This is a genomic window from Streptomyces drozdowiczii (genome assembly GCF_026167665.1).
Taxonomy (GTDB): Bacteria; Actinomycetota; Actinomycetes; order Streptomycetales; family Streptomycetaceae; genus Streptomyces; species Streptomyces drozdowiczii_A.
Genome location: NZ_CP098740.1, coordinates 6477601 through 6491943 on the forward strand (window position 1 = coordinate 6477601; position 14343 = coordinate 6491943).

Here is a 14343-nt window from a genome sequence, read left to right on the forward strand (position 1 = left end):
CGCGCGCACTGCGTGCGGAGCGGGTGAATCAACGAGTCAATTCATACCTTTTGATCCTAATATGAGCGAGTTGGTCATCCCGGGTGCGGGAAGCGCTGCTTCCCCGTGCCCGCTTCAGTGGACGGAGCGTTTGTGAACCGGACCGGCCCCGCGCGGCGCCCCTTCCGAGGCCGCCTCATCCGCAGCCTGACCCCTGCCGCACTCGTCGCGGTGCTCGCCGCCGGAGCGGCCGCCTGCGGCGACTCCGACACCTCGTCGCCGGGTACGGCCAGCAGCACCCGCACGCTCTCCGCCGAGCCGACGGCGAGCCCGAGCCCGACCCGTAGCGAGCGCACCCCGGAGGAGTTCGCCTCCTCCGTCTCCGCCGACGTCGAGCGCAACCGGCAGAAGGCCGCGGCGACCCTCAAGGGCGTCGAAGGCAAGGGCAACGCCATGGACGACGTCTCCGTCAACGGCATCGCCGTCGCGCCCGGGGAGAAGTTCCGCAGCGCCCTGGTCCGGGTGACCAACCGGAGCGGCAAGGAGGCGTTCTTCGCCGTGCGCGTCGAGTTCGTCGACGCCTCGGGCAAGGTGCTGGACTCCGTGGTGCTCGGCTTCCCGGACGCGCCGACCGACAAGACCGTCAGCCAGCACGCGAACAGCCGGAAGGCCGCCGGCGTCAAGTCGTTCCCCCGGATCGCCCAGGCGGAGCGGAGCTGACGGCCGACGGCCGGTCTCGGGCGCGGGAGCGTCACCAGATGGCGTCCACCCACTCGGGGTGGTCCACGAACGGGTTCCGGTTGTGCTGGTAGTCCTCGTATATGACGTCGTTGCGCCGCTTCTCGAAGGCGTCCGGCGGGTCCTGCTCGCTCCATGCCTTGAGTACGGAGAGCCGGCCGATGTGCGGTGAGGAGCCGTTGGACACGCTGTCGTTGGGTTCCAGGTCGGGGAACGCGTCGTCGCCCTCGTAGCGCACGGCCATGTAGAGGATCATCCGCGCCACGTCGCCCTTGACCGCGTCGCGCGGCTCGAAGGAGTCGGAGTCGGTGTAGTTGCCCGGGGCGTCGCCCAGTTCCGTACCGCCGTTGTCGAAGTCCTTGTTGCCGCGCGTGGAGTTGACCTGGACGTCGGACGGGCGCAGGTGGTGGATGTCGGTGCCGGGTCCGGTGGCCGTGCCGAAGTCGCCGTGGGACTTGGCCCAGACGTGCTCGCGGTTCCACTGGCCCGGGTTGCCGCCGTTGTCGCTCTTCGGCTCGGAGCGCCCGGTGTACAGCTCGATGATGTTAGAGGAGTTGGCCGGGTCCTCGTCGGTGTCCTTCAGGGCGTCCCAGACCTGGCTGTAGGTGAGCTTGCTCTGGTCGCTGATGATCGTGTGCAGGGCGCTCTTCAGTGCGGCGCCGGTCTTGCCGGTCGCGTCCTGGTAGTACGTGTCGTCCAGCGCGGCGAGCGGGGAGGCGGTGGTGGACGGTGGCGTCGGGACGGGTGCGGCGGCGGCCGTGCCGCTGAACACCGCGAGGGCGGCGAGCGCGGCCGGCAGGGCGCGGCGCACGGGAAGGTGACGACGGGACATGTGGGGTGTCCTCTCCGGGAATACGCGCACCGCGGCGCCGTCACGGGGTGGGGGACGGTTCCGCGGTGCCGTGTCCGCTATGTGTACGCGGGAGCCTTCCATGCGGACCGTCACGATGTGTGAACCCGGCGTATCTATCATGTGCAGGTCAAGTGAGGGCTCGGAACCCGTTCCGGGACCCCGTCCCCGCCTCGGATGCGGGAGCGCCGGGGGAGGGCGAGAATGACGTGAAGGACAAGGAGGCGGCATGAGCGACGAGTCCGATTCCGTATCCAGCACCCGGGGCGTGACTCCGGACGACCTCTTGCACACCGGCGCCACCGACAACCCGTCCGCGGAGGACCTGGTCCTCGCGTCGGGGAAGGACCTCACCCCGGCGAACCTCGAATGGGCGGAGCGCACCCTGGCCAGGGAGGGCCGGGCGGCCATCGACAAGCGACTGCCATAGACAGCGGTACGGCGCGGCGGCCACGGCCGTCGCGCCCCGGCAGGTACGGGCGCCGGGCGCCGCTCGGTTAGCCTGAACGCACAATGAACCGTTTGACGACGTCAGAGGCGGGTTACGACCTCGCCCGCTTCCCCGAGGACCCCCGCGACCCCTTCCGAGCCTGGGACGCGGCCGACGCCTATCTGCTCCAGCACCTGGAGGATGCGGTCGACGTCTCGGGGAACGTCGTCGTCATCGGGGACCGCTGGGGCGCCCTGAGCACGGTCCTGGCCGCGCACCGCCCCGTACAGATCAGCGACTCCTACCTCGGGCAGCGGGCGACCGCCGCGAACCTGGAGCGGAACGGGCTGCCCGCCGACGCGGTGCGCCTGCTGTCCCCGCGCGACACCCCGCCGGACCGCGTCGACGTCCTCCTCGTACGCGTACCGAAGAGCCTCGCGCTCCTGGAGGACCAGCTCCACCGCATCGCGCCCGCCGTGCACGCCGGAACGGTCGTCGTCGGCACCGGGATGGTCAAGGAGATCCACACCTCCACGCTCGACCTCTTCGAGCGGATCATCGGCCCGACCCGGACCTCCCTCGCGGTCCGCAAGGCCCGGCTCATCCACTGCACCCCGGACCCGGCCCTGCCCCGCACCCCCAGCCCCTGGCCGCTGCGTTACGAGCTGCCCCCGGACGCCGGGGCTGCCGCCGGGCGCACCGTGACCAACCACGCCGGGATCTTCTGCGCCGACCGGCTCGACATCGGCACCCGCTTCTTCCTCAAGCACCTGCCGGAGCGCGGCGGGCCGGACAGGGTCGTGGACCTCGGCTGCGGCAACGGCGTCCTCGGTCTCGCCGCCGCCCTCGCCAACCCCGACGCCACCCTCACCTTCGTGGACGAGTCGTACCAGGCGGTGGCGTCGGCCGAGGCGACCTTCCGCGACAACACCGGGCCGGACGCCCGGGCCCGCTTCGTCGTCGGGGACGGCCTGTCCGGCGCCGAGCCCGGGAGCGCGGACCTGGTCCTCAACAACCCGCCGTTCCACTCCCACCAGGCCACCACCGACGCGACCGCCCGGACCATGTTCCACGGGGCCCGGCGCGCGCTGCGCCCGGGCGGCGAGCTGTGGGTGGTCGCCAACCGCCACCTGGGCCACCACACCACCCTGCGCCGGATCTTCGGCAACTGCGCGACGGTGGCGGGCGACCCGAAGTTCGTGGTGCTGCGCGCGGTCAGGCGCTGAGCGCCGCCCACTCCGGCAGCGGCTCGCGGGCCGTGTGCCAGGTCGGCGGGAGGGCGGCGACGCCGGTACGGGCGGCGATCACGCCGCCCGCGATCGCGCAGGTGGTGTCGATGTCACCGCGTCCCGCGACCGTGCACCACAGCCCCTCCTCCAGGTCGTCCAGGTGGCCCGCCGCACACCACAGCGCGAACGGGACGGTGTCCGGCCCGGACATCCGGTAGCCGGAGCCCAGCACCTCCGCGGCGTGCCGGACCGAGGTGTGGGCGGGCATCCGGGACGCGATGCGGACGCCCGAGCGCACCTCGCTGTCGGGCAGGTGCGCGGCGACCTCCTGGAGGAACGCGGTGCGCTCGGGGGCCGGGCCGCCCCGGCCGCGCACGGCCAGCGCCGCGGCGACGGCGACCGCCATCGCCCCGGCGGCCGCCTCCGGGTGGTGGTGCGAGACCGCGCTCTGGCGGGCGGCCTGCTCGACGGCGGTGTCCAGGTCGGCGGCGTGCCAGGCACCGAGCGGGGCGACGCGCATCGCCGCCCCGTTGCCCCAGGAGCCCATGCCCTCGAACTGCGCGGTGACCAGCTCCCGCCAGGGCTCGCCCGCGCCGATCCGGCGCAGCACGTCGTGCATCGAGGCGCCGTAGCCGCGGTGCGTGTCGGCGGCGTACTCCTCGGCCAGGCGCCGGGCGAACCGGTCCTGGTCCACGGTGCCGTCGCCCACGGCGAGTTCGCGGACGAGGACCAGCGCCTGGGCGGTGTCGTCGCTCCACCGCCACACCGGCTCCTCGGGCAGCGTCCGCGCCTCCAGGGGCTCGGGGCCCTCACGGCGCAGAATGCCGAACCAGCGATCGCCGAAGGCGTCACCGAAGGCGAGCCCGGCCAGAGAGTCGAGTGCGGGGACAGGTGCGACGGTCATCGGAGCAGTATGACAAGCCGGGTGCTCCGCCCGCCCCGCTATTCCGCCGCCCCGCGCCGCGCGGCCGCCGCCGACACGGCCGCGCCGATGGAGAGCAGCGCGCAGAGCAGCCAGACCGCGACGTAGCCGGACTCGTTCGCCGCCTCCTGGGTGTCGGAGACGGTGCTCCCGGTCTCGGTCGCCGGGGTCGCAAGGATGACGGCGATGACCGCTCCGGCGAGCGCCCCGCCCAGGGTCTTGACGTTGTTGTACAGGGCCGTGGTGATCCCCGTACGCGAGGGGGCGCCGGCCTCCGCGATCACCGTGGGCAGCGCGCCGAGCGCGACGCCGATCCCGGCACCGGCGAGCACCTTGGCGGCCACCAGCTGCCAGATCGCCGTGTGGAACGCGGCGGTGGCCAGGAAGCTCACGGCGATCAGGGCGAACGAGGCGATCAGCGCGGGGCGGTAGCCGATGCGCCGCGCGACGAGGGCGGTCAGCGAGGAGCCGACGACCGCGGCGACCCCGGCGGGCAGGGCGATCAGTGAGATGGCGAGGGCGGAGAGCCCGAAGCCGTAGCCGGTGCGTTCCGGGTCCGCCGCCAGGAACGTGGAGTCCGGGGCCAGGCTGCCGAAGTAGACGACGCCGAACGCCGCCGCGCACAGGAAGTACGGGGCGACACTGCGGTCGGCCAGTGCCCGCAGGTCCACCAGCGGGTCCGGCACCCGCAGCTCGCGTACCGCCCACACCGCGCCCGTCAGCAGGGCGAGCGGCACCGGGACCAGCACTCCGCCGGAGAGCAGCGGGCCGGTCTTCGCCGCCGAGATCCCCGCGAGCAGCAGGAGCACCGCCAGGCTCAGCAGGCCCACGCCCGGCCAGTCGAGCCGGGCGCCCGGCGTCCGGCTCGACTCCGGGATCGCGAGGAACGAGACCGGGACGCAGAGCAGGGCCAGCACGGCCGGGAGGAGCAGGGTGATCCGGACATCGCCCGTCGCCTTGTGCGCCAGGCCCATGACCACCCCGCCGAGCAGCGTGCCCAGGGTGAGCGCGCCGACCAGGCGGGCGATGGCGCTGCGGGCGCGTTCGACGGAGAGCCGGTCGCGTACGAGAGCGATCTCCAGCGGCAGCAGGGCCGCGAGCGGGCCCAGCAGCACCCGGCCGGCCAGCAGCACGGGCAGCGAAGGCGCGAAGGCCACCAGCAGCGAGCCGACGGCGACGCACACCAGCGAGACCCGCAGCATCCGGCGGTGGCCGTACACGTCGCCGAGCCGGCCGAACGCGGGCACCGACACGGCTGCGGCGAGCAGCTGGGCGGCGACCACCCAGTTGAGGTCGGCGTCCGCGATCCCCAGCTCGGTGCCGATGTCCGGCAGCAGCGGGGCGATACCGCCCTGAACGAAACCGCTGGTCAGCTCGAAGAGGACGAGGAGACCCACGACGGCGCCGACCGACGCGGTCTCCGCGGGGGCGGACCTGGGGGACTCGGTGGTGCTCATGACGGCTGCCCGGCGTCCTGGAGGCGCCGCGCCGCGAGCCCGGCCAGCAGGGCGGCGGCGTCCGCCACCGACCGGTCGTCGTAGACCGCCTGCGCGGAGTGGTTCATGGGGGCGGCCGACGGGTCCTGACCCGACGGGCACGCGCCGAGGCCCACGTACGCGCCCGGGACCTCGTTCAGCACGTACGAGAAGTCCTCGGAGCCGGCCATCGGCCGCGGCGCCTCGAAGACCTGCCCGGCGCCGAACACTTCCCGCGCGGTGCGCAGCGCGAACGCGGCCTCGGCGGCGTCGTTGACGGTGACCGGGTAACCCTCGCGGTAGTCGGTGCCGGCGGTCAGGCCGTGCGCGGCGGCGATCCCCCGCACGGTCCGTTCCAGGGCGGCCCGGACCCGGGCCCGGGTCTCCTCGGAGAACGTCCTGATGGTGGCGGTGAATTCGGCGGTCCCGGGGATCACGTTCCCGGCCGAACCGGCGTGCAGCGAGCCCACGGTGATCACGGCCGGGTCGAAGATGTCGACGGTGCGCGTGACCAGGGTCTGGAGGGCGGTGACCATCTCGCAGACGGCCGGGACCGGGTCCTTGGCCAGGTGCGGTGACGATCCGTGGCCGCCGGCGCCCTCCACGCGGACGGTGACCTCGTCGGATGCGGCGAGCATCGGGCCCGGCCGTACGGCGGCGGTGCCGACGGGCAGCACCGCCGAGGTGACGTGCAGCGCGTACGCGGCGACGACCCGGCTCCCGGCCGCGTCGAGCACGCCCTCCTCGATCATCAGCCGGGCCCCGCCCATGCCCTCCTCACCGGGCTGGAACATGAACACCACGTCGCCCGCCAGCTCTTCGCGCCGCGCCGCCAGCAGCATGGCCGCCCCGACCAGCCCCGCGGTGTGCACGTCGTGGCCGCAGGCGTGCATCCGCCCGGGCACCTCGGAGACGTACGGCACACCGCTGTCCTCCTGTACGGGCAGGGCGTCCATGTCCCCGCGCAGCAGCACGGCGGGGCCGGGGCGGCCGCCGCGCAGGACGGCGGTCACCGAAGTGAGCTTGTCGCCGGTCGTGATCTCCAGGGGCAGCCCGGACAGCGCGTCCAGAACGGCCTGCTGGGTGCGCGGGAGATCGAGGCCGAGTTCGGGCTGCCGGTGCAGGGCGTGGCGCAGCCGGACCAGGGAGTCTTCGAAGGCGAGGGCGTCAGTGCGTGCGAACATGCCTGGTATGGTGCCGATCCGGCCGTTCGGGTCGCGTTCGATGCCAGGATCCTCCGGATCGCGCAGATCGTTTGCCGGAAACAACCGACCGGAGGGCGGCCCCGTGCTGGACGAACTCGATCTGCTCCTCGTCACCGCGCTCCAGATCGCACCGCGCGCGGACTGGCGGACCATCGGGGACGTGCTCGACATCGACGCCTCGACGGTCGCCCGGCGCTGGGCCCGGCTGACCCAGGCCGGGCACGCCTGGGTCGGCGTGCACCCGTCGGTCGCGGCGAGCGGACCGCACACCTGGACCCTCGTCGCGTTCATCGAGGTCGACTGCCTGCCCGGGCGGCTGCACGAGGTGGCCGGCCACATCGCCGACGACCCGCACGTCTTCAACCTGGAGCACGTCAGCGGCAGCCGTGATCTCGTGGTCACCGCGGTCTTCACCGACCACGCCCAGCTCGCCCGGTACGTCGGCTTCCGCCTCGGCGCCCTCGACGGCGTCGCGGCCTCCCGCACCCAGGTCGCCACCACCCTGCACACCGAGGGCAGCCGCTGGCGGCTCGACCGGCTCACCGAGGAGCAGCGCCGCAAGCTGGCCCCGCCGGTCACGAACCGGCAGCCCACCCACACCGTCCCGGAGCGCGACCTCGAACTGGTCCGCGTCCTCGGCGAGGACCCGCGCCGGCCCGTCGCGCACATCGCCGAACGCACCGGGCTCAGCGCCACGACGGTCCGTCGCCGCCTCGACCGGCTGGACGCCGAGCGGGCGCTCTCCTACCGGTGCGAGGTGGCGCGGTCGCTCTCCGGCTGGCCGGTCTCGGTCTCGTACTGGGCGGCGGTGCCGCAGAGCCGGGCGCCGCAGCTCGCGAAGAGCATCAGCCAGATCCGCGAGATCCGGCTCTGCGCCTCGCTGACCGGCCCGCACAACCTGCTCCTGGCCGCCTGGCTGCGCTCGGTGGACGACATCGGCGCCTTCGAGTCCCGGCTCACCGCCCGCCACCCCGAGCTGACGGTGGCCGACCGGGCGCTCACCCTCTGGCCGATGAAGCTCGCCGGCCACCTCCTCGACCCGCAGGGCCGCCACCTGCGCGCCGTCCCCCTGGCCAGCTGGGAGGACACGCACTCCGACACCGCGGAGGCGGCCCTCCTGGACCGCCTCCGGACACCGCCGGCCACCCGCTAGGCGCGTGCGAAGCGGGTGAAGTACTCCAGCGCCGAGAAGTCGTCCACCGCCTCCCGTCCCGCGACCTTGTCGATCGCCGCGCCCTGGAGCAGCCGTTTGACCGGCACCTCCAGCTTCTTGCCGGTACGGGTGTGCGGCAGCGCGGGCACCTCGATGACCGTGTCGGGGACGTGGCGCGGCGAGGCGTGCGTGCGGATCGCCGCCCTGATGGTGTCGCGCAGCCCGTCGTCCAGCGCCCGGCCCGGCTCCAGGACCACGAACAGGGGCATCCAGTAGTCGCCGTCGGGCAGTTCGGCGCCGATGACGAGGCTTTCCCGGATGCCGGGCAGCTCGTCGACCACCGCGTAGACGTCCGCGCTGCCGAGGCGCACCCCGTGCCGGTTGAGCGTGGCGTCGGAGCGGCCGGAGACGATGACACTGCCGTGCGCGGTGCGGGTCATCCAGTCGCCGTGCCGCCACACCCCCGGGTAGGCGCCGAAGTACGCCTCGCGGTACCGGGTGCCGTCGGGGTCGTTCCAGAAGCGGAGCGGCATCGAGGGCATGGGCCGGGTGACCACCAGCTCGCCGACCTCGCCGGTGACGGGGCGGCCGTCCCGGTCGAACGCCTCCAGGGCGACCCCGAGCAGCGGCGCGGACATCTCGCCCGGCCACACGGGGACGGTGGGGGCGCCGCCCGCGAAGCCGCTGACGATGTCCGTGCCGCCGCTGGTCGAGGCCACCTGCACGCGGGGGCCCACATGGTCGCGGACCCAGTGGTACGACGAGGCGGGCAGCGGCGCGCCGGTGCAGCCGAGGACGCGCAGGGCGGACAGGTCCAGATCGCGCCCCGGCTCCAGGCCCGCCTTGGCCGAGCCCTGGAGGTAGCCGGGGCTGACGCCGAGGACGGTGACCCGGTGCGCGGCGGCCAGTTCCCACAGGCGCCCCGGGCCGGGATGGGCCGGGCTGCCGTCGTAGAGCACCGGGGCGGCCCCCATCAGGAGCCCCGAGACGATCATGTTCCACATCATCCAGTTGGGCGTGGTGTACCAGAGGAAACGGTCGCCCGGCCCGAGGTCCAGATGGAGCCCGAGCAGTTTGTGGTGGTCGAACAGGACCCCGCCGTGGCCGTGGACGATGCCCTTGGGCGTGCCCGTGGTGCCCGAGGAGAACAGCACCCACAGCGGCGCGTCGAACGGCAGCTGCTCGAACACGCAGTCGGCGGGTTCGGCGAGTGCGTCCGCCCAGTCCACGGTGCCCGCATCCCCGTACCCGGCCGGGGACAGGCCGAGGACGGGCACCTCCACGGTGACCCGGACGGACGGCAGCGCCTCGCGCAGCGCGGCGGTCTCGGCGCGGCGGTCGTGCTCCTTGCCGTTCCACCGGTAGCCGTCGGCCGCGAAGAGGACGACCGGTTCCAGCTGGCCGAAACGGCCGGCGGCGCCCTCGGCACCGTAATCCTGGCCGCAGGCCGACCAGATGGCCCCGATCGACGCGCAGGCGAGGAACGCCAGCACGGTGTGCGCGCTGTTCGGCAGGTAGCCGACGACCCGGTCGCCGGCCGTCACGCCCTGCCGGCGCAGCCAGCCCGCCAACGCCCCGACCCGGGACCGGAGTTCGCCCCAGGTGAGATACGCGGTGGCACCGCTCTCGTCCGCCGAGATCAGCGCCACGTCGTCCGGCTCGCCCGAACGCAGCGCGTGTTCCGCGTAGTTCAGCCGGGCGCCGGAGAACCAGCGGGTGCCCGGCATCGGGGTGTCGTCGACGACCCGGTCCCAGGCGCCGGTGGTCCGGAGGGCGAAGAAGTCCCCGACGGCCGACCAGAAGCCGGGCAGGTCCTCGACCGACCAGGCGTGCAGTGACCGGTAGTCGGCGTGCGCGGTGCCGGTCCGCGCGGCGACGAAGTCCGTGAACCGGGCGAGCCGGGAGTCAGCGGCCTCCGCCGGGTCGGGCAGCCAGATGGGCTCGGGAGCCGAGGGGGCCGTCCTGCTCATCGCGCGCCTCCCGCCGTGACGACGGGCGCCGGGGCCAGCTGCTCCGCGAGGTCGTCCACGAGCCCCGCGAGGCCGTCCGGAGTGGCGGCGGTTCCGAAGAGGTAGTGGTCGGGGCGGATCACGACGGCCGCCTGCCCCTCCTCGGCGAGATGCGGGAGGTAGAAACCGTCCACGTCGACGGCGGCCACCTCCGCCTCGCCGTCGGCCGGTGAGGACACCAGGTGCAGCAGGCGCGCCCCGATCCCGTCGAGGAAGGCCAGCTGCCGCGCCGACAGCACCGTACGCGGATCGGTGAGGCACGCGACGACGAAGCCGCGTCCGGTCACCTCGTTGAGCAGGCCGGTGCGGCCCCGGTACGCGATGCGGGCCTGCCTGCTCTGCACCCCGGCGGCCCCGCTCCCGGACCGGGCCACCAGACCGTCCGTCAGCACGGCCGGGGGCAGCGGCGGCAGGGCCCTGTCCGGATCGGCGCCGTGACCGGTGAGGTACGCGTCCCGCTCCGCCGCCTGCTCCGGGTCCGTGACGCAGATGACCTTGCCCAGCTCCACGGACATCCCGATCGCGTGCTGGACATGGGCCGCGCGCTCGGTGCCGTAGGTGTCGAGCAGCTCCGGGGCGGCGGCGCCGCGCAGGACCAGGTCGAGCTTGAAGGTGAGATTGGCGGCGTCCCGGATGCCGGAGCACATGCCCTGCCCCGCGAACGGCGGCATCAGATGGGCCGCGTCCCCGGCGAGCAGCAGCCGCCCGGACCGCCAGACGTCCGCCCACCGGGCCTGGAAGGTGTAGACGGCGTGCCGTTCCAGCGCGCAGGTGTCCGGGGTCATCCCGAAGGGTTCGAGCAGCCGCCAGGCGGTGGCCTCGGTGTCGAGCTCGGCCACCGTCTCGCCGGCCATGCGCATGAACTCCCAGCGCCGCCGGCCCGGCCCGCCGGACACCACGGTCGTCGGCCGCTCCGGATCGCATATCTGGAGGTTGACCGGGTCCCAGACGCGTGGGACGTGCGGGCGTACGTCCACGATGAGCCAGTCGTAGAAGAACCCGAGGTCCGTCATCCGGGTCGGCATGTGGCCGCGTACGAAGCTGTGGGCGCCGTCCGCGCCCACGACCCAGGCGGCGGTGACCTCGTGCTGCCGGCCCTCGGTGTCCCGCGCGGTCACGGTGACGTCCCCGTCGCCCTGGACCAGGGCCACGGCCTCGTACCCGCGCAGGACCGTCACCTCCGGGCGGGCCTCGACGGCCTCGGCCAGCGCCCGTTCCAGGTCGGGCTGGTACGTCATGGAGGCGCGCGGCCAGCCGGACGGGCCGGGGCCCGACCAGTCGAAGGTGAGCAGCGGGGTGCCCGAGGCGTTGCGCCACTCGTAGGTGTCGGCCGGTTCGGAGAGCGCGCCCAGCCGGTCGCCGATGCCGGCGTCGGCGAGCAGCCGGGCCGCCTCGTCGTCGAAGTGGACGGCGCGCGGCAGGGGATAGGGGGTGGGCCACTGTTCGAGGACGGTGACCCGCCATCCGTCCCGGGCCAGGAACAGGGCGGTGGTCAGGCCGACCGGGCCGGCTCCGACGACCAGGACGTCGCTGCGGCCGAGTGTGTGCTGCATGGCGTGCGTCCTCACCGGGTCGGCGCGTGGGCGCCGGTCATCAGGGCCGCCAGGTCCTCCGGGGCGAGGAACGACGGGGGAGGGGGCGGGCCCCACGCGTACAGCGACTTCGCGCCCTCGAAGACACCGGGCTTCCACAGCGCGTCGTCCACGATGCAGTCGAGGTCGGAGTAGTACTCGGAGAAGGTGCCGGCCGGGTCCTTGAGGTACCAGAAGAAGTTCGACCCGATGTAGTGGCGGCCGAGCCCCCAGGTGTGCCGGTCCGGGTCCGCCTCCAGCATCGCGGTGGCGCCCCGGCCGATCTCGTCCACGTCGTCCACCTGCCACGAGGTGTGGTGCAGGAAGGCGACGGGGGCCTGCTGCACCAGGACGTTGTGGTGGTCGCTGGAGCAGCGCATGAACGCGGCAAGCCCCTTGACGGTGTCGCTGACCTTGAAGCCGATGCCCTCCCGGAAGAAGCGCTGGGAGGTCTCCTGGTCCGTCGAGCCGAGGACCACGTGCCCCAGCTTGCGCGGCCGCACCGGCTCCTCGCGCAGGATGCCCGGGGCGCGGTGGCCGGGACGGGCGACGGCGCCGGGCGCGTTGTACGGCGGCGCCGCGACGGGGGCCTGCCGCAGGCGCGGGGCGATCTCCACGCGGACCAGGACCTCGGTGCCCGGGTCGACCGCCGTCACCGACCCCTCCGCGCGGTGGACCGGCACGCCGAGCCGGGCCAGCGAGGCGGCCACCCGGTCCAGGTCGTCCGGGTCCTCGGCCCCGACGCCGAGTTCGACCAGGCGGCGGCGGGGCGCGTGCACGATGCGCAGCTGCTCGCCGCCGTCGACCGTGGACAGGGTGTACGAGGACTGCGGCGCGTCGGCCTGGCCGATGGCGTCGCCCACGGGGGTGAGGCCGAAGTCGGCGTAGTAGGCGGCCGTCTGTTCGACGTTCGGCACGCCCATGACGATCCGGGTCAGTCGGTGCAGTGACATGGAACGGCTCTCTTTCGGGGTCGGCGGGGCTGGACCGGGGGAGACCTGGGGGTCTGCCGGTCAGGGGGCGAGCATCGGGTTGCGCAGCGTTCCGATGCCTTCGATCCAGGTCACGAGTACGTCACCGGGGGCGAGGAACTTCTTCGGGGTACGGGCGCCGCCGACACCGGCCGGGGTGCCGGTGAAGATCAGGTCGCCGGGGAGCAGGGGGCAGACGGCCGAAAGACGGGTGATGAGCTCCGGGACGTCGAAGACCATCTCCGAGGTGCGGCTCTTCTGCAGGACCTCGCCCCCGTCGAGCCGGCAGCCCAGTTCGAGGTCGTCCGGGTTCTCGAACTCGTCGGTGCTGACCAGCTCCGGGCCGGTCGGCGCGAAGCCCGGATAGGACTTGCCGAGCGAGAACTGCGGCGCCGGACCGGTCAGCTGGAGCCGGCGCTCGGACAGGTCCTGGCCCACCGTCAGCCCCGCCACGTACGACCAGGCGGTCTCGCGCGTCGCGTGGTGGCAGTGGCGGCCGATGACGGCGACGAGCTCGGTCTCCCAGTCGACCAGCCCTTCGGGCAGGGTGACGGGTGACTCGGGGCCGGTCAGCGAGGTCCGGAACTTGGTGAAGACCGCCGGCTCGGTGGGCACGTCGAGCTTCGACTCCGCGATGTGGTCGAGATAGTTGAGGCCGACCGCGAAGATCTGGGCGGGCCGGGGGACCGGCGGGCCCCACACCGCGCCGTCGCCCGCGCCCACCACGGGCGCCCCGGCCGCCTCGGGCGAGGCCAGATATTCACCGCACCAGGTGGAGAACGCCTCCCAGTCGGTGAACACGTCCTGCGGATCGGGCCCGAAACGGCCCCCGCTCGCCTCTGCCGCGTCGAGAAAGCCCTGCGGGCCCTTGATGGCCAGCCGTCCGTCGATGTGCGCCAGGCGCATGAGGTCCTCCATGCCGTGCGGGGGGTGTCTGCTGCGCAGTCTTGCCCCGTAATCTCGATGAAGCAAGAGATTAACGATAATTTCTACGACTGTCGTTCGGCTGCTACGGTGTGTGGTCATGGCTGGTGAGAAGGCAACACGAGGCGGCGTCGTCTACGCGCGGATCCGCGAGGACATCTTCCAGGGGGTCTTCGAGCCCGGGCAGCGGTTGCGCCTGGTCGAGCTGGCTCAGCGTTTCTCGGTCAGCCAGTCGGTCGTCCGCGAGGCGCTCACCCGCCTCTCCGAGCAGGGGCTCGTCCACGCCGCACCGCAGCAGGGCTTCAGCGTGGTCACCGTCTCCCTCGCCGACCTCAACGAGCTGACCGAGGCCCGGATCGAGATGGAGACCCTGGTCCTGCGCCGGTCGATGGAGCGCGGGGGCATCACCTGGGAGGCGGCCGTCGTCGCCGCCCACCACCACCTGGCCGGCACCGAGGGCGTGCGGAGCGACGGCACGCCCGCCCCCGAGTGGTTCGCCGTCCACGAACGCTTCCACCAGGCCCTGCTGGAGGGCTGCGGCAACGCCAGGCTGCTGGCCGCCACGCTCGGCCTGCGGGACGCCGCGACCCTGTACCGGCGCTGGTCGCTGCCCGTGGGCCACGACACCGCACGCGACGTGGCCGGCGAACACCAGGCGATCGTCGACGCCGTCCTGGCCCGGGACGCCGACACGGCGACCGCCCTCCTCGCCCGGCACATCGACCGCACATCGCAGGCCCTGCGCACCGTGATCGCGAACGACCCGGCGGACAGGCCCTAGCGCGGTCGGCCCGGATGCGGGGGCCGGGCTCCGGTGGCAGCCTGCGAGGCAGCGGCCCGGCGACCGGCACGGCAACGCAGCGCCCGCTGCTCTCACGACGGCAAGG

13 protein-coding genes are annotated in these 14343 nt (G+C 73.5%); 5 read left to right on the forward strand and 8 right to left on the reverse strand.

Translation table 11 applies throughout. The features are described 5' to 3' along the window. Positions 1 to 132 precede the first annotated feature (132 nt). Entirely contained in the window at positions 133 to 699 is a 567-nt protein-coding gene (locus NEH16_RS29340) for a hypothetical protein (protein WP_265546005.1), read from the forward strand. Positions 700 to 730: 31 nt separating this feature from the next. Here the strand turns inward: NEH16_RS29340 and NEH16_RS29345 are convergent, their stop codons facing one another. Beyond that, a complete protein-coding gene (locus NEH16_RS29345) occupies positions 731 to 1549 on the reverse strand; it encodes an endonuclease I family protein (protein WP_265546007.1) in 819 nt (272 codons plus the stop codon). Positions 1550 to 1796: 247 nt separating this feature from the next. On the opposite strand from NEH16_RS29345, the gene NEH16_RS29350 reads away from it, so the two are divergent. Both NEH16_RS29350 and NEH16_RS29355 read left to right on the forward strand, forming a co-directional pair. Then, positions 1797 to 1997: a hypothetical protein gene (locus NEH16_RS29350; protein WP_073969071.1), complete on the forward strand. Its 201-nt coding sequence runs from the start codon at positions 1797 to 1799 to the stop codon at positions 1995 to 1997. An 83-nt stretch (positions 1998 to 2080) separates the two neighbouring features. After that, entirely contained in the window at positions 2081 to 3223 is a 1143-nt protein-coding gene (locus NEH16_RS29355; RefSeq protein WP_265546009.1) for a methyltransferase, read from the forward strand. Here the strand turns inward: NEH16_RS29355 and NEH16_RS29360 are convergent. The 3 genes from NEH16_RS29360 to NEH16_RS29370 are packed head-to-tail and all read right to left on the reverse strand — an operon-like array spanning position 3213 to position 6807. After that, entirely contained in the window at positions 3213 to 4130 is a 918-nt protein-coding gene (locus NEH16_RS29360; RefSeq protein WP_265546010.1) for an ADP-ribosylglycohydrolase family protein, read from the reverse strand. The genes NEH16_RS29355 and NEH16_RS29360 overlap by 11 nt on opposite strands. 38 nt (positions 4131 to 4168) lie before the next feature. Then, positions 4169 to 5605 (reverse strand): MFS transporter, encoded by a 1437-nt coding sequence (locus NEH16_RS29365; protein WP_265546012.1) that lies wholly within the window; start codon positions 5603 to 5605, stop codon positions 4169 to 4171. Continuing rightward, on the reverse strand, positions 5602 to 6807 hold the full coding sequence (locus NEH16_RS29370) for a M20 metallopeptidase family protein (RefSeq protein WP_265546014.1): 1206 nt from the start codon (positions 6805 to 6807) through the stop codon (positions 5602 to 5604). Before NEH16_RS29370 ends, NEH16_RS29365 begins: the two co-directional genes overlap by 4 nt. Positions 6808 to 6910: 103 nt before the next feature. Between NEH16_RS29370 and NEH16_RS29375 the strand changes: the two genes are divergently transcribed. After that, positions 6911 to 7981: an Lrp/AsnC family transcriptional regulator gene (locus tag NEH16_RS29375; RefSeq protein WP_265546015.1), complete on the forward strand. Its 1071-nt coding sequence runs from the start codon at positions 6911 to 6913 to the stop codon at positions 7979 to 7981. Here the strand turns inward: NEH16_RS29375 and NEH16_RS29380 are convergent. The 4 genes from NEH16_RS29380 to NEH16_RS29395 are packed head-to-tail and all read right to left on the reverse strand — an operon-like array spanning position 7978 to position 13438. Further along, positions 7978 to 9951 (reverse strand): acetoacetate--CoA ligase, encoded by a 1974-nt coding sequence (locus tag NEH16_RS29380; RefSeq protein WP_265546017.1) that lies wholly within the window; start codon positions 9949 to 9951, stop codon positions 7978 to 7980. The two genes, NEH16_RS29375 and NEH16_RS29380, sit on opposite strands and share 4 nt — an antisense overlap. After that, positions 9948 to 11543, reverse strand: a complete 1596-nt coding sequence (locus tag NEH16_RS29385) for a bifunctional 3-(3-hydroxy-phenyl)propionate/3-hydroxycinnamic acid hydroxylase (protein WP_265546018.1) — start codon at positions 11541 to 11543, stop codon at positions 9948 to 9950. Before NEH16_RS29385 ends, NEH16_RS29380 begins: the two co-directional genes overlap by 4 nt. Positions 11544 to 11554: 11 nt before the next feature. After that, positions 11555 to 12514: a VOC family protein gene (locus NEH16_RS29390; RefSeq protein ID WP_265546019.1), complete on the reverse strand. Its 960-nt coding sequence runs from the start codon at positions 12512 to 12514 to the stop codon at positions 11555 to 11557. Positions 12515 to 12574: 60 nt separating this feature from the next. Further along, the gene (locus tag NEH16_RS29395; RefSeq protein ID WP_265546021.1) at positions 12575 to 13438 is read right to left on the reverse strand and encodes a fumarylacetoacetate hydrolase family protein; all 864 of its coding nucleotides are present in this window, start codon (positions 13436 to 13438) and stop codon (positions 12575 to 12577) included. Between the two features lie 118 nt (positions 13439 to 13556). On the opposite strand from NEH16_RS29395, the gene NEH16_RS29400 reads away from it, so the two are divergent. Next, positions 13557 to 14237 (forward strand): GntR family transcriptional regulator, encoded by a 681-nt coding sequence (locus tag NEH16_RS29400; protein ID WP_265546023.1) that lies wholly within the window; start codon positions 13557 to 13559, stop codon positions 14235 to 14237. The last annotated feature ends 106 nt before the right edge of the window (positions 14238 to 14343 follow it).